This is a genomic window from Peribacillus sp. CSMR9, assembly GCF_033141925.1.
In the GTDB taxonomy this organism is placed as follows: Bacteria; Bacillota; Bacilli; order Bacillales; family DSM-1321; genus Peribacillus; species Peribacillus simplex_A.
On sequence record NZ_JAOPHO010000031.1, the window covers coordinates 29,571 to 50,972 of the forward strand.

Genomic DNA, 21,402 nt, shown 5'->3' on the forward strand with positions numbered 1-21,402 from the left:
GTAAAATAGTATCACTCCTTATTAAAACCACCTTTGGTCTTTATACCTAAATTTACAATTGACCAAAAAAGGAGAGTATCACTTTGTTAGCTCTGGTTATTTGCAGTAGTTATATTTGATCGTTAAACCGTCTTTTCTAAAGGAAAAGTAGATATCGTAATCAAAACCAAAAGCTGTTATATTATCCAAGCAGCTTTCAGTTTTTTTATGCCCTCTTGTATGTTGTCTTCAGAAACACCTGCGAATCCAATTAAGACTGTGGTTGCCGGCGGTTGTCTTTTATAAAAAAGAGAGGCAGGATAAATTTTCACGCCATGCTCTTTTGCTTTCTCAATGAGCTCTTTTTCACTAAATGGTGAGTAAACGTCAAGCAAGATATGCAGCCCCGAGTTTCCTCCCCGAATCTTCACTTGCCCTCCTAATTCGCTTTGTAAGGTCTCTAATAATATGGCTCTTTTTTTTTGGTACAGCTTTCTCATTCGGTTGATGTGTTTTTGCCATTCGCCCTTTTTAATAAATTCAGCAAGCGTCAGTTGATTGTGAGAGGACACCGTTTGCTTATATAAGGAAGTGATTTCACTGCCTTTTTCTAAAAGAGGTAACGGAAGAATCATATAGCTAATACGCATTGAAGGGAGAAGAGATTTAGAGAAAGTGCCCATATAAATGACACGGTCATGCTGGTCAAGACCTTGCAAGGAGGGGATCGGCTGTCCGCTGTATCTGAATTCGCCGTCATAATCGTCCTCGATGACAAATGATTGATTTTCTGCCGCCCATTTAAGCAGCTGCATTCTTCTGTTAATCGTCATAATTGTTCCGAGTGGAAATTGATGAGATGGCGTTACATACACAAGGCTCGGCTTCTCTTTTCGGATTTCTTGGATACAGATTCCTTCATCATCGACTGGTATGGGAAGAATCTTCATATGATTGACTTCAAAAATCTTTCTCGTTCTCGGAAAACCCGGATCTTCATACCCTATGGAAATGTTCGGGCCGAAGACTTGGCACAAGATCTGCATCAGAACAGGGTTCCCAGCCCCTAAGATGACCTGTTCAGGTTGACAATTGACGCCGCGCGATTGATACAAGTATTCTGCAATGAGTGTTCTCAGCTCAAGTTCTCCTAAAACATTCCCTGGCCGATAAAGCTGTTGACCATATTGATCTAAACTACTGACCATGCTTTTTCGCCAAGCGGAAAAAGGGAAGTGGGCACAATCCACATTGCCATAATGAAAATCAATCGATTGTTCATTCTCTTCTGTTTTTGGCTTAATGGATGAGGTGCTTGGCATTTTAACAAGGATAAAATCAGAATCATTATAATCAGCAAACCAGCCGCTTCTCGGCTTGCTCACAATGTAGCCTTCAGCAGCAAGCTGTTCGTAAGCCCGTTCTACAGTCGTTTGGCTAATTGAAAGCTGAGTGGCTAGCAACCTTTTTGAAGGGAGTTTCATTCCTTTTTGAATACGGCCCTCATGCATATTTTTTTTGAAGAGCTGATAGAGCTGTTGATAAAGTGGAATGTCTAGATTTCGATTTAAAAAAAACGTGATATCCATTTATATGATTCCTCCTAACTGGCATGGTTTTATTTAAGGAAACTGGCTGTTTATTAAAGGTCAATGTAAGTTTATAGTCATTGTAATCCATTATGAAAGGGTTAATAAGAGGATCTAGATAAAAAATTGATTTAGTCATTTAAAGGAGTTTAATCAAGAAGAAACATGATTTGGAGTGATTGTAATGAACAAAGCAGCAAATGGTTGGATGAATGGTTTTCTTGGCGTACTGATCTTTAGCGGCTCGCTACCTGCGACACGATTGGCTGTAGCGGATTTCGATCCGTTATTCCTCACCGTCTGCCGCGCTGCGATAGCTGGCGTATTGGCTGGCGCTCTCCTTTTCATCTTCCGGCAGCAACGTCCTGTCAGAAGCGATATCGTTCCTTTATTGGTGGTAGCATTTGGCGTGGTGGTTGGTTTCCCGTTGCTGACAGCCTTGGCCCTGCAATATGTCACGTCTGCGCATGCCATTATCTTCATTGGGCTTCTTCCGCTCTCGACGGCGATCTTTGGGGTACTTCGGGGGGGTGAACGGCCTCGACCCTCCTTCTGGATCTTTTCAGTTGCAGGCAGCTTCCTGGTCGCAGGTTTTGCCCTAATCCAAAATGGGGAATCATCGCCGATCGGTGACGCATTCATGCTGGCTTCCATCATCGTATGTGGTCTCGGTTATGCAGAAGGAGCTCGGCTCTCACGCAAGCTTGGGAATTGGCAGGTGATCTCTTGGGCTCTCGTTCTATCGCTTCCCCTTATGCTGCCACTCTCGTTCTATTATACGCCGGACTCGTGGGCGGACATCGGTGATCCTGCTCTCTTCAGCCTTGCTTATGTGTCTTTATTCAGCATGCTCATCGGCTTCGTGTTCTGGTACCGCGGTCTCGCCCAGGGCGGTATTGCAGCGGTTGGGCAGCTACAGCTTCTTCAACCTTTTTTTGGGCTGCTCCTTGCTGCTATGATTCTAAATGAGAAAGTCAGTCCGGCACTCGTAGCTGTGAATATTGCCGTTGTACTATGCGTGGCAGCCGCCCGGCGATTCGCAAGGTAACACATGGCCCATTTTAAAAACGAGCGGAACAGAATCCTTGCTCCGGCTCGTTTATCATTTTGCAGTGTCCGTATTTTTCATAGACTCAAAGAATATTGACCCTCTGAGCTTGACCTCACGTTTAAAATGATTTTCATCCGTGACCAAGCGTTAAATAGTCAAGTTCCCTTCGAATACTGTCACGGCATGGCCAGAAAGTTTAACTGTGTCCTCCGCTACTTCAACCTTGACTAGCCCTCCTCTTTCCGATGCCTGATAGGCAATACAGATATTTTTATCCAGCTTGCTTTCCCAATATGGCCCCAGACAACAATGGGCAGAGCCCGTAACATAATCTTCGTCAAGGCCTTGGGCAGGGGAAAAGAAACGAGAGACGAAATCATATTCATTGAGATTCGATCGACTCGTTACAATGACACCCCGAGTCGGTAATTGGGCAATCAAATCGATATCTGGTTTTAAGTTCCTTACGATTTCCTCTGATTGAACTTCGACTAGATAATCCCATTTGTTTTGACCAACATACGTAGGCACAACGCCCAAAGCCTTTATCAGTAAATCCGGGGCAGCGGTCTCCTGCTCCATTAATGACGGAAATTCCAATTGAACCATCCCATCCACGAATTTGGCAGTGAGAATCCCGCTTTTTGTCTGATAGACAATTGCTTCATTCCTTGGTACGTATCCTTTCTCCCACAAAAAGAAAGAGCTTGCCAACGTCCCATGTCCACAAATCGGGATTTCAATCGAAGGTGTGAACCAACGCAGCTGCCATTCATCATTATGAAGGTGAATAAACGCAGTAACAGGTAAATTAACCTCTTTAGCTATTCGTTGCATCCACTCACTGTCCTTTCCCCCGCTAAGAAGACAGACAGCAGCAGGGTTCCCTTTAAAAGGTTGATCTGTAAACGTATTAATAATCGTTAATTCCATGAAAAAATGCCTCCTTAAATAGTATTGCCCGTCATGCATTTCCACAAAAAGCAAACTGTTAGTTATAATTATACCAAATCACATTTGGAATAGTTTACCTATTGAAGTCAGCAACCTTAGCCGAAGTTACTCTATGTATTAACACTTTTCTCTCTTTTTTTAGTTTGAAACCTTACAGTTATAGATTAAGATGAAATTATACAATTTTTTCAAGAAACGAAACATGCTATTCCTTAAGGCATTCATAATAATAGGATGTAAACTAAAAAAAGAAGTTATGATACATAAGAAATAGATAATAAGGAAAAGCAGCATATCGCTTTGTTAGATGAAAATGCAGAAACTGAAAAAATCTAGTTTTGTTAGTAAAGGGAGAAATTCAAAATGGAAATTTACGCAGTTAACATTGAGGGTATTAATGAATTTAATTTTGAATACACAACATACAATCACATTTTATCAAAACAAACCCTAAGGAAAGCAAAAAATTTTAAACACTATAAAGATAGTGTTAGAACTGTAGTCGGTGAATTATTAATTCACTATATCTATCTCCAGAACCAGAAAGAGGCTTTCATCCCCCTTGTGATACGACGAAATGAATATGGCAAACCATATTGTAATGAAGCAGCTTTCCATTTTAACGTCTCACACTCTGGCAGTTGGGTTGTTTGCATTGTCGATACTAAACGAGTGGGTATAGATATTGAACTAATGACAGATATAGACTATGAAGCTTTAATTTCATTTTTTCACTCTTTTGAAAGCCGAGAAATGAAGGAAACAACTAGTAAAAAGGATTATTTTTACAAACTCTGGACGATAAAAGAAAGTGTCATAAAAAATATCGGAAAAGGCTTAAGTATTCCATTAAACAGCTTTTACGCCCGTCAAAACCGACAAGTAACGTCGATCCATTTCGAAGAAAGCACATTGAATGACACCAAATTTCATGTGAAAATGTTTGATTTTCAAGAAAATTATAAGCTAGCAGCTTGTGCCCTTCATGATAAATTTCCTGAATCTATTAGTTTCTTAGATGCATCTAAAATTTTTTCTTATCTCATGCACGACAGTAGACTTCCAAAATAATTAAATATCTTACAATGTAAGCCGACTAAATAACGAGCCTGCATTGTTTGTTCATTCAACATGAACAATAAAAAGACACATGACTGTGGTATTTAAACTCCTCAGTCATGTGTTCATGCATAAAACCTTATTATGATGATTACGTGTCTTTCTTACATACATTATTTTTCAGGAAGAAAAGAGTAAACATTTGTATCATATACTTCACCATTTTGATACATATAGTTTTTTAGGACTCCTTCTTGTTGAAATCCCATTTTCTTAAGTAAATTGTTTGACGGTACATTTTCAATAAAAACTACAGCACCAATTCTCGTTAATCCTAGAGTTTCCGAGCCGTATAAAAGAATTTTCGAGACTGCTTCAGCCATATATCCCTTTTTCCAATGGTCAGGATGGATTTCGTAGCCTATTTCCGCCCGTTTATGTTTAGGAGACCAAGCATTAAATCCAATTGTTCCTATTAACCCTTTTTCTCCTTTTCTTTCGATCCCCCACCTTATTCCTCTTTTTTCCTTTAAACTTTTAGAAAAAAAATCTACAAATCCGCTAGCTTGTTCGACGCTCTCTAATTTATCTTGACCATAAAAACGTATGACGTTAGCGTTAGAAAAACAAGAAAAAATGGCACCTGCATCCTCATGAGTTATTTCTCTCAAGATGAGTCTGTCTGTTTCTAAATTAGGAAACATTTAATATTCCTCCTATGAATTCATATATGACAAATCACTAGATAAATATTTCAATTTGCAGGTTCTTAACTTTTACTTTATCTGCGAAAAGTGTCACCAAAATAGGGGGCTACCTTCATAATTCATCGCCCTCTTACCCTAGTTTTTTTACCAAAAAAATTAAATTAAAGACTGTTTAATTGGATATAAATGGCACTTTCACAATATCAAGTTTGCAGAACTTTTACAAGAATTCTTTGCGGATAAAAAAATTAAATGGCAGAGTGACAGATACGAATAGCAGTTTCTCTGATGATAAAAAGAGGAATACCCGGAATTTTGTAAATAACATCAAACTCCCTGAAGATTACAAGGCGTTCTTAACACTCCATAATGGGGCAAGAATATATGAATTACTCGGGTGACGACGGTGAAAAAATAGGGGGCGGTCTTCATGTTTTTAGTTTAGATGAAATAAAAGAGGTTCAAGAAATTGACTACCTGAGTGAACATGGGATTCCGATTGCCCACCTATTGAATGATCGCTATCAAATAATAGATACAAAGAGAAACTTATGGAGTTTACAGATCTTTCGTCTCTAAACCTTAATTGTGTAATTTTCTTGGATCGCTACATTATTGCACACGGTGAGGTGTTTTGGAGTTGGCCCATTTATACTGCTGAATAAATAATAAGAGCGATTGCCAATTAAATGCAGTCGCTCTTTTTTCAAAGCATTTTAATTTGTCAATGTTAATAGTTTTGCGGAAGTATAATTATATTTCTCAATCGAAAAATCAAAAACGACTCCTGCTTTTAAAAACACCGTATTTTCTACAATTAAAGTCGGATCTCCTGGTTGCAAGTCCAAAAGCTTTGCATCATCATCATTTAGTTTCTCACACGAAATGATTTTATCTGCAAAACCAATATTCAGCTTCAAATCCTCGACTATATATTCATAAATGGAACCATTTGCGATTTCTTTATTTATGATGGGGATGATATCTTTATTGAAAAAGGACTCTTCTATTACAATGGGTTCACCATTTAAGCATCTAACCCGTTTGAGGTTATAGATTTTGGTTTTCAGATTACATTTCATTTTTTCGGCCAATTTTTCATCAGCTTCTATTAAATCTAACTTCAACACTTCACTTGTCATTTCATCCTTTTCAAACTGTTTCGTTAAGCCATTCATATTCTTCATCGAAATACAGCCAGGTCTGGAAAATTCCCTTAGGAATATCCCGCTTCCTTGAACTTGATAAATATAACCCTGTTCAGCCAATATATTGATTGCTTTTCTTATGGTATTCCTGCTGACATCGAACTTCTTCATCAACTCTTCTTCAGTAGGTAACTTAGTATTTAATGTATATGTTCCTTCTAATATTTCTTTCTCCATTTGTTCTACGACCATTCTATACTTTACACCCATATTTCCCTATACCTTCCTCTATACATAATGATTTCGAACAATAATTTAGACTAAATGTTAGGTTTTCTTTACAATAGTTTATTTTATAACGATTGTAAAGAAACCTCAGTTTCTTTTGGAACAGGCATGTTCAATCCTTAAGCCGTTCCTTATTTCAAACCAAAAAAAGAGACATCAAATCGTTTAACGATAGGATGTCTCCAAATCTATTGAGTATCATAGTTATTTATAATCTTGGCGAGGAACCGCATTCCCTTTCAGGCCCCAAGTTAATTTGTTCAGCATTTTACCCTTGAAGTGAGATTTACTGCCTCTGCACCCTTTTACTTTTTCCAGAACGGAACACTACCACACTCGTGAACAAAGGATACAGTACGTACCCCAAATAAACACCCATCATATTCAGTATCAGGTCATCGACATCCAAACTTCCGCGCCGAAAAACGAGCTGACAGATTTCAATACCTGAGATCGTTATGAATGGATAAAGAAATTTCCTTAAAGCAGATGGCTCTTTCCCATCCCTGGACAACAAATACAGCCCGAATGGAATGAACAGACCCACATTGGCGCTAAGGTTATAAAATGACACAAGCCCGTTCATTTCGTTCGATAAATATGAAAGTATCGTAGAAAAAGGAATCAAATTATACGAATAAACCTGCCCTTTTGGTCGGAAGAACAGCAAAACCAATAATGATAAACTGTAGCAAATCAAGGCTGCCTGCCACAAAAGGCGCGGAATCATCACCGTTTCACCTCGAAAATAAAGGACCGCAAACGAAACGAAAAGAAGTATACAAAACCAAACAACCATGATCACCAAAGGATTCAAATATAATAGAAGCTGAAGGAAAAGAGGTAAACCGCACAAAAACAGGGCTTGCGACAGCAAAAGGGAAAGCATGGCGGATTTTCGAGACATGTAACTCCCCCTTCTATTTCTCTCCAAATCAATGCATATCATTATATCCTAGGACATCTTTAACAAGCCGTCAACAAACTACATACACCTGTCATTTAGAAAACTGCCGGTATGTTCGTCAAGGGGAAGTTCTTTCGAATAAATCAACCGAAACGAAGGATAATTCGACCTTCATCCGGCAGAACAAAAAAAGCCGGTTCCTCACTTTCCAGGAATCCGGCTTTTTTGTTTATTGATGTTCATTTTATAGTGCACGGTATTTTTTTAAACTTATAATATTGATGGTTATAAAAACGACGGAAAATGCCAGGAGAATGAGTAAATCCAGTAAAACCTCATTGAAAGTGAAACCTTTGTACATAATCCCGTTCATGGCATCCGATGCGTAATAGAGCGGCATGACCTTGCCGATTTTTTGCAGCCAGTCTGCCATGCCATCCAATGGGAAAATCCCTGTGAAGAAGACTTGCGGCACGATGACCAACGGAATGAATTGTACCATTTGGAATTCAGATGTTGCGAAACTCGATAGTAATGTACCAAGCGATAATGCAACAAGCGCGACAAGTATATTCGTTAATAAAACGAGCCAAATGGAGCCAACAAGGACGATATCCAACACATTTACAGCATATAGTACGACAATTAAGGTTTGAACGAGCGCAAATATGCCATATCCGATTACATACCCCGCTACGATTTCGTATCGTTTAATCGGTGTAGCAAGCAACCGTTCCAACGTACCACTTGTTCGCTCCTTCAAAAGTGCAATCCCTGCTATTAAAAATACAAAGAAGAACACGAGAAAGCTGACGAGCATCGGACTGAACGTATCAAAACCTTTTGTTTTGGCATCCCCGTATACATATTGCTTCTCAATTGAGGGTGTATTTTTTCCATTCCCTTGCAGCCCTTGCATCATTTGCATTTGAACGGCCTTTGCACGGTTAGGTTCGTCGTTCAATAGTGTCAGTTTTATCTTGCCATTTTCAACCTGCAGCCAGCCATCTGTATCATTTTCAATCATTTTCCCCTGTGAAAATTCCTCAGCAGCCGTTACTTGAAAATCCGCTTGTTTCAATACTTTAACCATAGCTTCATTACTGCCTGTAACAACGATTTTCAAATCACTCGCTTCTGTATCGAAAATAAAATACATGAGCGTTAAAATGAGCAATGGAGCGAGGAAAAATAAAGCGAGCGTCCTTCGATCCCGGCGCATCTGCTGTGTAATCCGCGTAACAAGAGAGGCAATTCTCATTTTAGGCCACCTCCAATCCTTAAAAAAACATCATCAAGCGTTTCCGCTCCATATTGTGTTTTTAAAGCCGCCGGGGTTCCTGATGCGATGATTTCACCCTCACGCAGCATCGCCAGTTTATCGCATCGCTCCGCCTCATCCATCACATGCGTCGTGATGATGATCGTCTTATGATCTTCATTTCTTAAACGCTCAAGTTCCCGCCAAATGGATCGTTTCAGCAAAGGGTCCATTCCCACTGTCGGTTCATCCAAAATGAGAATCTCCGGATTTTGGATGAGTGCAACCGCCAGTGACAGACGGCGTTTCATCCCCCCGGAATAATACGCAACCCGAACGTTCAAGTCACTCGTCAACTGTACGATTTCAGCTGCATATTGAATGCGTTCCCTTCGTTCCTTTTTCGAAAAACGGTATAGCTTCGCAAAAAACTCGAGGTTTTCAGCACCCGTCAGATCTGTATATAAAGCATCGGATTGTGCCATATAGCCGACATCCATTAACAGTGCTTCATTTGGCACTTCATGATCCAGAACCGTGACTTTACCAGCATCGGGCTTAATCAATCCGACAATCATTTTAATCAAGGTCGTCTTTCCGCATCCGGATGGACCTAACAAGCCAAAAATTCCACTTTTTTCAATATTCAGGCTCAATGGCTGAATGACCTTTTTATGATGAAAACCCTTAGCAATTCCTTCAATGGAAATCGCATTTTTCATTGTACACACATCCTCCCTCTTTAATTAACACGGTGTTGAGTGTATCATCATTCTAAGGTAGCTTTTAGTCTAATACAATCAACACATTTCGAAAAATGTTTAGTGAGGAGACATTCAATGGCGGAATTTCATGAGGATATGGTACAAAAGACGAAAAAGCAGATACAACATCATTTTATTGCACTCGTTGAAGCAGAGGGGTTCTCACATGTCTCAGTGAAGAAAATTGCAGAGCGCGCCAACATTAATCGGGGCACATTCTATTTGCATTACACAGATAAATATGAATTGATGGATCACTTACAGCAGGAATTGTTAAATGAACTTCAAACTCGAATTACTGCCATTTTGCCGAAAGAGGCTTTTTTGGCTCTCCATCAACAACAACTTTACCCGCCTTTCGTAGCAATTTTTCAATTCATCAGTGAACATGCGCACGCATTAAGGGCCATTCTTGGAGATAAGGGAGATCCTTCTTTTGCAAAAAAAATAAAGCTTGTGTTCGGTGAAGTACTATTGGAGCGTTTGATCAGCCAGCATCCAGCAGCTAAAGATGAAGCATTCCGCATGTATATGCACGCCTTCATGACATCTGCGATTTTAGGCGTTATACAGGAGTGGCTGGAGAATTGCGAAGAGCAAACGGCTGAAGAAATGGCGAAAATTCATTTTCAAATCCTGAACTTCATCAGCCAATTACGGACATTCATTCAATGAACTTTTATAAAGGCATGTTCCATTTACATGCCTTTAGGATAATAAAATGGGATAATCCCCCTTTAAACTTACATCTTTCCCCCCGCTTTGACCTCTGCCTTTCCAACCTGATAATACCTGCTCTTCGAGGCCTTCATACTAAGCATGGACAATAAAATGGATATAGCAAACATGAGCATTGAACCTGAAATCACCACGAACCGAATCGAAATGAAATGAGCTGAAACACCGACAATTGCGGTAGTGATGATGATCAATAAAGCTTCTAACAAGCCAAAAACACTTCCGACCCTGCCCATGATTTCCACAGGAATATTATTTTGATAAAAGGTTTGAAAGCCTGTATTGGCAAAAGCCAGAGAAAAGGCAATGATGAAGAAACCGATGGCGGCCAATGAAAAGGAATTCGAAAAGGCATAGATCATATAACCTATCGAGACAAATAAAGATCCAAGACTAATCATGTACGAGATTTGCACTTTACTGATGAATACGGCATTTACTATGGCACCCGCAATGATGCCTGCCCCGGCGATGCTTACAAGGAATCCGTAATCGCTGTCCGACAAAAGGAGTATGGCCTTGGCAAACGCTGCTTCTTGGGAATCGATGGCCGTTTCCATCACCACCATGCAGCTGAATAAGAAATAAATGAGCATGATATAGGAAGATTTCCGGCTGAAATCCAGGACGATGCCCCAATCCTTTTTCATGATGGTCCAAGACAGGTAATGACTGGATTTTCCAAGGGGATGATCCTTTTCAAAATTAGGCATGAATAGAGTGATGATACCGGATAATAATAAGGCAGCCGCGTTAATATAAATGGCTAAAACCGGTGTACCGATTAAGAAAAGGATACCCGCTATCGCTGGTCCAATCAAAAAAGCTCCAGAATCGATCAAGCTTCGTAACGAGTTAAATCGTTTCCGCTGTTCAATGGGGATTAATTTTGTTATATAAGTCCTTGATGTCGTTACAAACATGGCCTCTGCCATATTGATCACGAAGACAAGGGAATAGATGACCCAAATAGAAGAAGCCAATGGCAGCAAAGCCATGAATACCGCTCGAAATAGATCAAGTGCGATCATTAGATTCCGCTTATTGATCCGGTCGATCACGCTGCCGGCCCAAACATTCGTAAATATGGCAGCCATCGGTTTAACGATATACAGTCCAGCAACCGCCAAGGCTGAGCCAGTCATATCCAGCACGATTAAATTAAGTGCAATGAAATAAACCCAAGCACCGAAGTTGGAAATCCCGATCCCGCACAATAGAATGGAAGGATATTTCCAAGATACTAATGAATTTCTGAATGTCAACGCTTCCCCCTCCCTAGAAAGAAAATATAAAAACAATAAAAAAAAACCGTCCCCAAGAAATGCGTCTTGGGGACGGAATCAATAGAACGGTGCCAATTAATATGTCACCATTATTAATCTTATGCCGTATTGCATTAACAGCATGCAATAACTATGCACTATAACGGGAACTCCCTTTAAGCTTCAATACATCCCAGTTACTCCTTTCCAGTTTACCAAGCGCACTGGAAAGTTGCGTTTCATTTACTTTTTTCTCATCGGAATCACATTTTCCCTAAACTTTAACATTAATGGTCTAATTTTGTAAACGTTATAATTTTCAAAACAAAAAAACTCATTCAAAATTAAATGAGTTTGAAAGCAAAACAAGATAGGAATTTTTCGCTCAGCGTTCCCGAATAAGACACAGGAATGACATAATTGAATACCGTTAAATGAATGTTTGGATTCAGCTGATTTACTTTAGGGAAAACAATTTTAATAACGGATTCTTTTTCTTATCCGTTATCCTTAACTCATTCATTATGATTTGGTCCTCATGATCGGCTATCCATTTCCTTAGTGCATCTTTATCCTGGCATTGTGTTAAATATGTCTGGCCACCCTTGCCTGTAGCGTTAATAACATATCTATTGAACGTCTTCTCCATAATTGCCCGCCTTTTTTATAAAATGTCTGAAACCTTTAAATACGAATGCAATGACTTTTTCTTTATGCTTTTCAAAAGAAAAATAATTTATATATATTAATAACATTGATTGGCAATGACCTGTTCAGCTAGAAAGTGTTGAATCAAGTACACCGAAACTGTTATCATAATCGGATTAATCGAACCTATCATAATGTGCTAACTAATATTTGTCAATACGTTTTATCAATGTAAATAAAACGTAAATTTTCAGTTTTATTAAAGAAATATTTTTTTACAATTTAGGGGTTTACAACTACTAAATGTTGGGAGTAGAATACGTTTATCAATTTAATACATTTCGGCCAAAACTCAAAGGAATTGAGTACGGAGGACCCAATCATTTGGGGTTAATTCTGCCATGCAGAAGGGATGAGATCAGCTCTTTCGCCATCCTACCCGTCAGCTAACTTCGTCGGCTAAAGCGAAGGAGGTCATAAGACCGCCTATTTCGGGAGCTATTTTTTCACGCTTTTTGTGACAAAATAGCTGTTCGATGTTTACGGAGGTCTTTTTATTATGCTTAAAAAGGATTTGATAACAGGATTGATGGTTAAGATATTCATACAGTTTTACACATGTCATTTTAAGGTAGGGATGATCAATTGATAAAAGCAAAAAATTTATTCGATCCGCCAAAAATCCTTGTACTCGGCTTTGCCACCCTGATACTTATTGGGGCCTATTTGCTGACCCTGCCGATTTCTACTGAAAATGGGAATGGCCTTGCTTTTCTGGATGCTTTATTCACCTCAACCTCCGCTACATGTGTAACAGGACTTGTCGTAGTGGATACGGGAACGACCTTCACCACCTTTGGTGAATTGGTCATCTTAACACTGATTCAGATAGGCGGCTTAGGATTCATGTCATTTGCGACGTTTTTCTTTTTCCTTTTAGGCAAAAGGATTTCTTTAAAAGGCAGGTTACTCTTGCAGGAATCCTTAAATAATCTTTCCATGGCAGGTATAGTCAAGTTAGTAAAACGGCTTTTAATTTTCACGGCCATCATTGAAGGCATGGGTGCCCTTATCTTATCGATTCGCTTTTCTTTTGACATGCCAATCGGCAAAGCGATCTATTACGGGGTTTTTCATTCCATATCGAATTTCAATAATGCCGGTTTTGATTTAATGGGAGAATTCAAGAGTTTGACCCCTTATGTATCGGATCCATTCGTAACCCTTACGGTCGCCTTCCTGATCACGTTTGGCGGAATAGGTTTTATCGTGATGAATGAACTATACGAATATCGTGATACCCATCGTTTATCCGTACATACGAAGGTTGTTCTGATGACTAGCCTGACACTTACAATCGCCGGCGCAATTTTAATCTTTTTATTCGAGTTCGGTAATGCCAAGACATTGCAGCCTTTATCTTTCATGGGTAAAACGTTATCGTCTCTATTTCAATCGGTTTCACCAAGGACGGCCGGCTCCAATACGCTGAATATCCCTGATTTGACTCAACCCACATTACTGCTCATCATTTTCTTGATGTTCGTTGGGGCTTCACCCGGATCGACTGGCGGCGGGATTAAAACAACCACATTTGCGACGCTTATCGGAACGGTCTGGTCACAGATTAAAGGAAAGGGTGATGTGGTATTATTCCGTCACCGCATTATAAGTGAAACGATCTTTAAAGCATTATCCGTTACATTCATTGGCGTATTCATGGTTTCAATCATCTCCATTCTGCTGACCATCACTGAAAGCGGAAGTGACTTCTTGATGATTTTATTTGAAGCCACTTCAGCATTTGCCACCGTGGGACTTTCAATGGGTTTGACCCCCGAATTATCACCGGTTGGCCGGATGCTCATCATTTTCACGATGTTTGCAGGCCGTGTGGGTCCTTTGACTTTGGCCTTTGCCATCGCTATGAGGCGCAAACCAGATCCGTTCCGACGTCCAAAAGGGAAAATCATGATTGGTTAAACATAAATGAAGGAGTGTAAAAGATGGGAAAAAGACAATATGCCGTGATTGGTTTAGGCAGATTCGGAACCAGTGTGGCCCATAGATTATATACGGCTGGCCAAGAGGTATTGGGTGTTGATATTAGCGGGGAAAGAGTCGAGAATGCGGAACTGAGCGTTACCCATGCAGTCATTGCGGATACGACTGAAGAAGAGACATTGAAATCCATTGGAATCCGCAACTTCGATTGTGTCATCGTAGCCATCGGAATTGATATGCAATCAAGCATTTTAACTACCTTGCTTTTAAAAGAGCTTGGAGTCAAAAAGGTGATTGCCAAGGCCCTTAATAAAAATCATGGTCAGGTGCTCACTAAAGTTGGAGCCGACTGGGTCATCTATCCTGAGAGGGATATGGGGGAACGGGTCGCGAACCAGCTTCTGTCCCCTAACATGCTGAACTATATTGAACTCTCTAAAGAATACAATATCGAGGAAATCATAGTCCCCATGAGCATGAAGGGAAAAAGCCTCAGGGAGCTGGATTTACGCGCAAAATATAATATCAGCGTCATTGCCATCGTGAGTAATGGGGAAATTATCATAGCACCATCACCCGATCAGGATATCCATGAAAAAGATATGCTTTTAGTGGTTGGCAATAAAGAAGATCTTGCCGTCTTTGCAAATATTGAATAATGGTTCCCCTTCTCGTTTCCGGTTCTGGCTGTATGAAGATGAACTAAAATCAGCCGATTAAGAATGATTCATCATAGGACTTCGTGTCATATATATCGATTCCTATAAATTCCCTGCAGTCAGGATCTGAAAAGAGAAACACTATTTTCTTGGCATCAGGATGAGTAACTGACCGTTTTACAAGTACATCATTCAATCTTAAGGAATAATAGCTTTCACCATCAGCTGTAATTCCTATTGTGAATGTAGGCATTTCATCAGCCAGACCTTTAATTTTCAAGGCTGTTCCACCTTCCAATTCAATTCCTATGATTGGAATGCCTTTGCCGAAATCCAGAATGATATCCTCGTTAAGCGGGAGCTCGTCCGTTTTTGTAATGGTGTGCTTCAATGGTTCGGCTAAATAGATATAGCCCATACCCGCATCATCATCAAATGTCATATGCCTTTCCATAGTTCCACCTCCCTTTTCTGTAGCGGTTTCATTTTTATGTTTACCCATTCAAGAAGGCCGCTTTATGGCGGTCTTCTTGAATGGATTTTATACTTTTTTCACTAAAACGAACATTCCCCTGCCATGAATACGTATGTATTATTTAATGGTATTGATGGCTTGGGCAAGAGTGGATTTTATCATCACTTTATCAAAAGGCAGTTGAAGCTTAACAGCAGTCTTGGCTATTTCCGGCCGAAGTCCTGAAAGGGTTGTCCGGATTCCAATCAAAGTTAAGGATTCAATCAATTGTGACAGTTGGTGGGCGGATACACTATCTATTGCATGGACGCCCGATAGGTCAATGAAAAGCCTGGTGACATTTTTTTCAGCGCATTTTTGTAATGTGTTTTCAAGCAAGGACATGCCTCTCGACGTGTCAATATCACCGATCAGGGGAAGCAACGCCGTGTTATCTTTAAGGGAAATGATAGGCGAACTCAATTCATCGATCGTTGCCTGCTGGGCTTTCATAATTTTATTGGCATATCTATGATTCGCTTCCGTAAACCGCTCCATCACTTCACTGAGCACCTTGACCACTATCCGGTACCAGGAGTTTATTTCCTCCTGTGTATGTTGATCTCCATGCAATGCCACGAATTGATCAATATAATCCAAGTATTGCTCTTGCGTTCGAAAGAACTCCCTCAATATAAAATAGATGGGTGTGTTTAAATGCTGCTCATCCTGACCGATATCTTCAATCCACTCACCAAGATGCTCAAAGTATTCCCTTTCCTCTGTATCAAAGACCTGAAAGAAACGTAAATGGAATTCATTATTTTGTTGCTTAAGCTTTTTAATTACTTCGGGATCAGGTGAGCTATAAACCCCCGCCTTATCATTTTTATTCAATGTTGCGTACCAATCCTCAGTCAATTGTGCTGCAACACCTAATAAAAATGAATATAGTTCTTTATTTCTGTGCATAAATTCCCCACCTATTTATTTTTTTATCATCCCAATTGGTCTCAGCAATCGATAAATCATCGCTACTGAAAGACTGGAATCAGCATTGTAAGGGTATTGAAAGTTAACGATTCAATCAACAAAGTAAGCATCAAAGATCCCCCCAATGGTCCCCTCTTTCCATTTACCTTCCCAGCTATTTTTGAAACCATACAACTGCCGATTTTTAAAAAAAGGATTCTTAAAAACATTCATCTATTATTCTGGTCATTTTTTTGTTATAGTTTACCATCTTTATTTTTTGTTAACAATTTCACCTTCATCCAAACCATTTTCTTTTCACGTGAAAAAAGGACCTGATCCCAGATCCTCCGTTTAGTGGCATTGAGCCGCACTATCCATAACCTTTAAACCATCCCATCACCGTTTCACCCATCTAATGATCATTACTTTTTCATAAATAAAGCCGTCCATAAACCTTGCACCCCAAAGGTTTCATCAGATTCTTCCTTTTTCCTCATTTTACGCATTTCCACCACTTCAAATTCCTTGAAAATCATTCTAAGTTTTTCTTCAGTAAAACCTAATCCGCCTTTAAGGCTTCTTTGCCTATATACCTCCCAATCCGAGATGTCGGCACCACCTAATATGCCGCCTTCTATAAAACAAGTAATCGAATACAATCCCTTAGGCCTTAACGCCTTTTTCACCATCTCCAAATAATTGATCCTTCGATGTGGTGCGATATGATGAAAACAGCCTGAATCATATACGAAGTCATATCGCCCTTCCTCAATTTCCAACTCAAATATATTCCTTTGAATGAAGTTCACTTGGACTTTCTTTTCTGCCGCTCGTTCTTTTCCCCATTCCAGGGCTTCCTTTGAAAGATCAACCGCATCAACAGAACAGCCCTTTTGAGCAAGGTAAATAGCATTTCTTCCAGGACCGCACCCAAGCTCAAGAACCTTTCCAGACCCAAGCAGCTCACTATCAAAGTAATGAACCAAATTCTCATCAGGGAGATTTCCGAAAAAGGGAACCCCCTTTTCCCGGTCTTCATAAAAACCATTCCAGAATGCAGTTGGCTCACGCAATAACGAATCAAGCATGTTCAATAGATCTTCATAGGATGTAATCGTCTCCGACAAAACCATCACCTCTTCCCATTATATCCCACAATTTAATTATACCGATTTCGCCCGGCGGCCATGTAACACCTGCATCGTTACATATGACGTAAAGCTAGCAAAGTCGCACTCAAACTGCCTTCTGATTGATAATCCAACATTACTTAATAACCGTTGATCAGCTCAATATCCATTAGAAAGGCAAGAAATGATAGACAACGGTGCTCTCATACTTACGCTCCTTGATAGAAACACCCCATTATCAACATTACGGACAGGTTCCTATTTTTTAGCTGCCAAACAATAAAACTCATCTCTATTATGTATCCTGATGTCCTTGAATCCGCATTGTACCAAGCTACTTTCTATCTCCTGGATTGAATACAGTTTAAAGTCCTTCGTTTGCTCCATCATTTCCATATTGGTTTTAGATAAAAATAACATTCCATGCGGTTTTAACACTCGGTATGCTTCACATATGCCTTGATCAATATCATCCCAAAAATAAATGGTATGGACGGTGAATACTTTATCAAAAAAGTCATTTCTAAAAGGTAAGCTTTCAATATTGGCTACCTGTATATCCACCACCCCATCGTACAGATACTTCCTATTCCTCCTCATTGCTTCTTTGACCATCTTTTCGGAAATATCGACACCATAATTTCTGCCAAGAATATTCACTTGAGCCAATCTAGTTAATGTGGAGCCATTTCCCATTCCGACTTCCAGAATTTTTTCGTTTCCATTACTATTCAATAAGCCAATTGTCCAATCATTTATAGTATGGTTCCCTCTCTCCATATACCTGCCCACCCATTTGGAGAGAGGTCCTTTCGGATTTTTCAATTGACTCCCAATCCACTTCTGAAACATGCCTCCACCAGCTTCCTCAATATTATTGTTCTTTACCATCACTTTGGCAGCCATAACTATAACAATCAAAATGGCAAGACTGACAAACAAATAAATCCCCCATGAAAAAAATATCCCAGCCGATTAAGAGAATCCACAACTACCTCTCTATCACCAGCAGTTCTCGATATCTCCAAGAAAATAATAATAGGGTTAAAATCATACTGATGGCAGTAAGCATTGAAAAGATATAATCATGGCCAATCATTTGCATACTGATAAAGGATGTAATAACGACGATTAGAAAAACCAAGGAAGACTTAATTGGGATTTTCCGTTCTATAAATCTACTTAAAAATTAGCCAACCAAAGGCAAAACAAACAAAAGGTATGATTGATGAGTATATGAACGATGATTGGTAATCATTTTAGATTACCAAATCTATATGAGTACTGTAAGTTCATTATCATTATAAAAATATAAGGTTATAAACCATGATGAAGAAAATAAACTTCGTTGAACCCTTCCATTTTTCAGAATGATTTTCACACCTTTTAGGTCTTTACTCTTCATATCCGTTTACTGATAATTATCTTTCTATACATTCCATTCAGCATGATCGATCGATTTTCTTCCATTTTCATATTTTTTTCATGTCTACTGAACAAGTCTTCAAACCTCAAGCCAATATCTGTACCTAAAAATCTAATGATGGGTCTCAGAAGCTTTTTGGGTAATGAAAGCCGTTCATCTTTAGAGATAAACTTATCGAATATGATTATTTTCCCCTCGCCTTTTAAAACCCTGATCATTTCCTGAAGACATTCATTTGCATCAGGTACGACGGAAAGGACCAAACTTCCAACTATATAGTCAAACGATTCATTATCGAATTCCATATGCTGTGCATCCATCTCCAGGAAAGTGATCGATCTATCCCCATATTTAACCATCGCCTTTTTTAGCATATCAGCCGAAAGGTCTATCGCCGTTATCTCAAGGTCAAGGTGCTTGATCAACTCTAAATCGGCACCCGTTCCTACGCCCACAAACAGAACCTTTGCATTGTCATGAAATGATATCTCTTCAAATATACTTTTCCTGGCTTTTAAAAAGAGGGCACTGAAGGTTTTGTCATATATTGGAGACCAAACCTTATAAATTACTTTATTCCACGAATTATTCAACATCCATACCTCCCCGGTCTCTTACATACTTCTTCTATAAAGCATATGAAATCCCTTCCAAGCGGATATGTAAAGTTCATTCAGAATGCGATGTTTCCTTCCACGATAACGGTCAGGTATGCCATATCTCTAAAAAACTGTTCCCACTATTGGTTTTCTTCCTTAAATCATCATAAGTTTGCTCCTGCCGTGTCCGACATTAGGTTTCCCTGTATTTCTTTCCATAAAGAACAACCCTCCAAATCTAAAGGCCATACCTTTTTAAACACAGACCTTACACCTGCAACCATTTTAATAAATTACCTTGACTGTCATAGTAATACATTATAAGATATACCACAGGAGGTGAGGATTTGGTTCAACGACAGCTATCCTCTGACCTGCTTCGCGGACATGTAGATACGATGATTCTAAAACTCCTGCAAAGTGGCGATAAATACGGTTATGAAATCAGCAAACTGATATATATGAGTTCAAATGAGCAATATGAATTAAAGGAAGCGACCATGTATTCCAGTTTAAAACGTCTAGAAAAGGACGGATGCATCATCTCTTATTGGGGAGATGCTTCACAAGGCGGAAGAAGGAAATATTACAAAATCACCCCCATCGGGGAAGACACATATACGCAAAATAAAAATGATTGGGAACTTGCCAAGCAAATACTTGAACGCCTCTTGTAAGAAAGGAAGATGAAATGTGATTGAAAAACTGCATGCACATGTTCATGGCATTTTTGCACCGTACAAAAATGCAAAAACAGCAAATGAATTGGAAGAAGAACTGCTGCAAAACTTACTGGAAAAATATAATGACCATAAAAAGAATGGCTCTAGTGAGCAGGAAGCGTATAAGCTGACTGTGGATTCAATTGGAGAAGTATCAGAACTCATGGAATCACTCAATCTTCACTATAGTGAGCTTGAGCAGGCGATAAACATGGACTATTCCAGACATCGCTTATTGGATTCAGACTTTCGCTCGGTTTCCGTGCATGACGGGAAATTCAATTCCTGTGATTTAAGCCGCTCTGATTTCAGCCATTCCGACCTAACGAACAGCACCTTTAAAAGCAGTAACTTAAATAAATGCATCTTTGAAAACGTCAATTTAACGAGCACCTTATTTAAAAGCGCGAATTTAAAAGGCGTAACTTTCAAGAACAGCATTTATAATAAGACCCATTTTAAAGGCTGTAATTTATCTGGTCTTACATTTGATGGGGAAACATTCAACCAAACCATTTTCGAGGGTTCTTCATTGAAAAAGGCATCATTTCGTGATGCCACACTCATCAATGTTCAATTCCGGATGTCCGATTTAAAGAAAATCGACTTTACTGGAGCTTCGATGGATAAACTTACTTACAACTTTTTAAATGGTGCGAAGGTTGATCTTAGCAGCGTGACCATCATCTAAAGGAGGGATTTCCAATGACTTTACCAATTGCGATTGTCGTATCCACCTCAATCATTTGCGTGACCGTATTTTTGACTGCGGTCGTTTTAAAAGGGATGAGCATGGGGGAATGATTGATTAAAGAACCCTGTGCTAAGACAATACACGTCTTAGCACAGGGTTTTTACGTTTTCAATTTACCTTTTCACGGCAGTACGTTCCCCATCATTTGGGTAATCCATGAATGTAAAGTATGGAAGTAACAATCCTAAAATCGATACCGTGCATATCACTGAACCTATCAATATGTATAAAAGCCGGATCGACTACCAAACAGTGAAGCGGTCATCGTCGAGAAACCGGCAATGATGATCGCACCATTAAATACATGAGGGAAAAATGTCA

The 21,402-nt window shown here is 39.4% G+C and carries 22 protein-coding genes and 1 riboswitch; of the genes, 8 read left to right on the top strand and 14 right to left on the bottom strand.

The features are described 5' to 3' along the window. Positions 1 to 176: 176 nt before the first annotated feature. A complete protein-coding gene (gene pdxR / locus N9I19_RS14660; RefSeq protein ID WP_317778204.1) occupies positions 177 to 1,568 on the bottom strand; it encodes a MocR-like pyridoxine biosynthesis transcription factor PdxR in 1,392 nt (463 codons plus the stop codon). Positions 1,569 to 1,752: 184 nt separating this feature from the next. Between pdxR and N9I19_RS14665 the strand changes: the two genes are divergently transcribed. Beyond that, positions 1,753 to 2,616: a DMT family transporter gene (locus N9I19_RS14665; RefSeq protein WP_317778205.1), complete on the top strand. Its 864-nt coding sequence runs from the start codon at positions 1,753 to 1,755 to the stop codon at positions 2,614 to 2,616. A gap of 150 nt (positions 2,617 to 2,766) precedes the next feature. On the opposite strand, the gene N9I19_RS14670 is transcribed toward N9I19_RS14665, so the two are convergent. Continuing rightward, complete coding sequence (locus tag N9I19_RS14670; protein ID WP_317778206.1) at positions 2,767 to 3,552, bottom strand: PhzF family phenazine biosynthesis protein; 786 nt, start codon at positions 3,550 to 3,552, stop codon at positions 2,767 to 2,769. 384 nt (positions 3,553 to 3,936) lie between these two features. Here N9I19_RS14670 and N9I19_RS14675 point away from each other — a divergent pair, with 384 nt between their 5' ends. Beyond that, positions 3,937 to 4,644, top strand: coding sequence for a 4'-phosphopantetheinyl transferase family protein (locus tag N9I19_RS14675; protein ID WP_317778207.1), 708 nt, complete (start codon positions 3,937 to 3,939; stop codon positions 4,642 to 4,644). A gap of 161 nt (positions 4,645 to 4,805) precedes the next feature. On the opposite strand, the gene N9I19_RS14680 is transcribed toward N9I19_RS14675, so the two are convergent. Beyond that, the gene (locus N9I19_RS14680; RefSeq protein WP_317778208.1) at positions 4,806 to 5,336 is read right to left on the bottom strand and encodes a GNAT family N-acetyltransferase; all 531 of its coding nucleotides are present in this window, start codon (positions 5,334 to 5,336) and stop codon (positions 4,806 to 4,808) included. A gap of 387 nt (positions 5,337 to 5,723) precedes the next feature. On the opposite strand from N9I19_RS14680, the gene N9I19_RS14685 reads away from it, so the two are divergent. Beyond that, positions 5,724 to 5,918 (top strand): hypothetical protein, encoded by a 195-nt coding sequence (locus N9I19_RS14685; RefSeq protein ID WP_317778209.1) that lies wholly within the window; start codon positions 5,724 to 5,726, stop codon positions 5,916 to 5,918. A gap of 137 nt (positions 5,919 to 6,055) precedes the next feature. Here N9I19_RS14685 and N9I19_RS14690 read toward each other — a convergent pair whose 3' ends face one another. The 4 genes from N9I19_RS14690 to N9I19_RS14705 form a co-directional block, all read right to left on the bottom strand. Then, entirely contained in the window at positions 6,056 to 6,757 is a 702-nt protein-coding gene (locus tag N9I19_RS14690) for a GntR family transcriptional regulator (protein ID WP_061465163.1), read from the bottom strand. Positions 6,758 to 7,061: 304 nt separating this feature from the next. Beyond that, entirely contained in the window at positions 7,062 to 7,682 is a 621-nt protein-coding gene (locus N9I19_RS14695; protein WP_089362766.1) for a VanZ family protein, read from the bottom strand. Positions 7,683 to 7,926: 244 nt separating this feature from the next. Continuing rightward, the gene (locus N9I19_RS14700) at positions 7,927 to 8,943 is read right to left on the bottom strand and encodes an ABC transporter permease (RefSeq protein ID WP_317778210.1); all 1,017 of its coding nucleotides are present in this window, start codon (positions 8,941 to 8,943) and stop codon (positions 7,927 to 7,929) included. Beyond that, positions 8,940 to 9,665 carry an ABC transporter ATP-binding protein gene (locus tag N9I19_RS14705; protein ID WP_317778211.1) on the bottom strand — a complete coding sequence of 242 codons (726 nt, stop codon included), beginning with the start codon at positions 9,663 to 9,665 and terminating at the stop codon, positions 8,940 to 8,942. Before N9I19_RS14705 ends, N9I19_RS14700 begins: the two co-directional genes overlap by 4 nt. A gap of 117 nt (positions 9,666 to 9,782) precedes the next feature. Here N9I19_RS14705 and N9I19_RS14710 point away from each other — a divergent pair, with 117 nt between their 5' ends. After that, positions 9,783 to 10,382 carry a TetR/AcrR family transcriptional regulator gene (locus N9I19_RS14710; RefSeq protein WP_089362763.1) on the top strand — a complete coding sequence of 200 codons (600 nt, stop codon included), beginning with the start codon at positions 9,783 to 9,785 and terminating at the stop codon, positions 10,380 to 10,382. A 68-nt stretch (positions 10,383 to 10,450) separates the two neighbouring features. Here N9I19_RS14710 and N9I19_RS14715 read toward each other — a convergent pair whose 3' ends face one another. Then, complete coding sequence (locus tag N9I19_RS14715) at positions 10,451 to 11,710, bottom strand: MFS transporter (protein WP_317778212.1); 1,260 nt, start codon at positions 11,708 to 11,710, stop codon at positions 10,451 to 10,453. Between the two features lie 457 nt (positions 11,711 to 12,167). Then, entirely contained in the window at positions 12,168 to 12,359 is a 192-nt protein-coding gene (locus N9I19_RS14720; RefSeq protein WP_317778213.1) for a hypothetical protein, read from the bottom strand. 332 nt (positions 12,360 to 12,691) lie between these two features. Further along, positions 12,692 to 12,834: riboswitch (cyclic di-AMP (ydaO/yuaA leader) on the top strand. A 172-nt stretch (positions 12,835 to 13,006) separates the two neighbouring features. Between N9I19_RS14720 and N9I19_RS14725 the strand changes: the two genes are divergently transcribed. Together N9I19_RS14725 and N9I19_RS14730 are read left to right on the top strand one after the other, a co-directional pair. Further along, positions 13,007 to 14,341, top strand: a complete 1,335-nt coding sequence (locus N9I19_RS14725) for a TrkH family potassium uptake protein (RefSeq protein WP_411730449.1) — start codon at positions 13,007 to 13,009, stop codon at positions 14,339 to 14,341. Positions 14,342 to 14,364: 23 nt separating this feature from the next. Then, complete coding sequence (locus N9I19_RS14730) at positions 14,365 to 15,021, top strand: potassium channel family protein (RefSeq protein ID WP_317778214.1); 657 nt, start codon at positions 14,365 to 14,367, stop codon at positions 15,019 to 15,021. Between the two features lie 49 nt (positions 15,022 to 15,070). On the opposite strand, the gene N9I19_RS14735 is transcribed toward N9I19_RS14730, so the two are convergent. The 5 genes from N9I19_RS14735 to N9I19_RS14755 all read right to left on the bottom strand — a co-directional run bounded on the left by N9I19_RS14735 (position 15,071) and on the right by N9I19_RS14755 (position 19,599). Beyond that, positions 15,071 to 15,475: a DUF2283 domain-containing protein gene (locus N9I19_RS14735; protein ID WP_176431908.1), complete on the bottom strand. Its 405-nt coding sequence runs from the start codon at positions 15,473 to 15,475 to the stop codon at positions 15,071 to 15,073. A 138-nt stretch (positions 15,476 to 15,613) separates the two neighbouring features. Further along, on the bottom strand, positions 15,614 to 16,447 hold the full coding sequence (locus N9I19_RS14740; RefSeq protein WP_289336966.1) for an STAS domain-containing protein: 834 nt from the start codon (positions 16,445 to 16,447) through the stop codon (positions 15,614 to 15,616). A gap of 425 nt (positions 16,448 to 16,872) precedes the next feature. Next, complete coding sequence (locus N9I19_RS14745; protein WP_317778215.1) at positions 16,873 to 17,577, bottom strand: class I SAM-dependent methyltransferase; 705 nt, start codon at positions 17,575 to 17,577, stop codon at positions 16,873 to 16,875. Between the two features lie 261 nt (positions 17,578 to 17,838). After that, a complete protein-coding gene (locus N9I19_RS14750) occupies positions 17,839 to 18,522 on the bottom strand; it encodes a class I SAM-dependent methyltransferase (RefSeq protein ID WP_317778216.1) in 684 nt (227 codons plus the stop codon). A 459-nt stretch (positions 18,523 to 18,981) separates the two neighbouring features. After that, positions 18,982 to 19,599, bottom strand: a complete 618-nt coding sequence (locus N9I19_RS14755) for a class I SAM-dependent methyltransferase (RefSeq protein ID WP_317778217.1) — start codon at positions 19,597 to 19,599, stop codon at positions 18,982 to 18,984. A 404-nt stretch (positions 19,600 to 20,003) separates the two neighbouring features. On the opposite strand from N9I19_RS14755, the gene N9I19_RS14760 reads away from it, so the two are divergent. Both N9I19_RS14760 and N9I19_RS14765 read left to right on the top strand, forming a co-directional pair. Then, entirely contained in the window at positions 20,004 to 20,282 is a 279-nt protein-coding gene (locus tag N9I19_RS14760) for a PadR family transcriptional regulator (protein ID WP_375166274.1), read from the top strand. 16 nt (positions 20,283 to 20,298) lie between these two features. Then, positions 20,299 to 21,018: a pentapeptide repeat-containing protein gene (locus N9I19_RS14765; RefSeq protein WP_317778218.1), complete on the top strand. Its 720-nt coding sequence runs from the start codon at positions 20,299 to 20,301 to the stop codon at positions 21,016 to 21,018. The last annotated feature ends 384 nt before the right edge of the window (positions 21,019 to 21,402 follow it).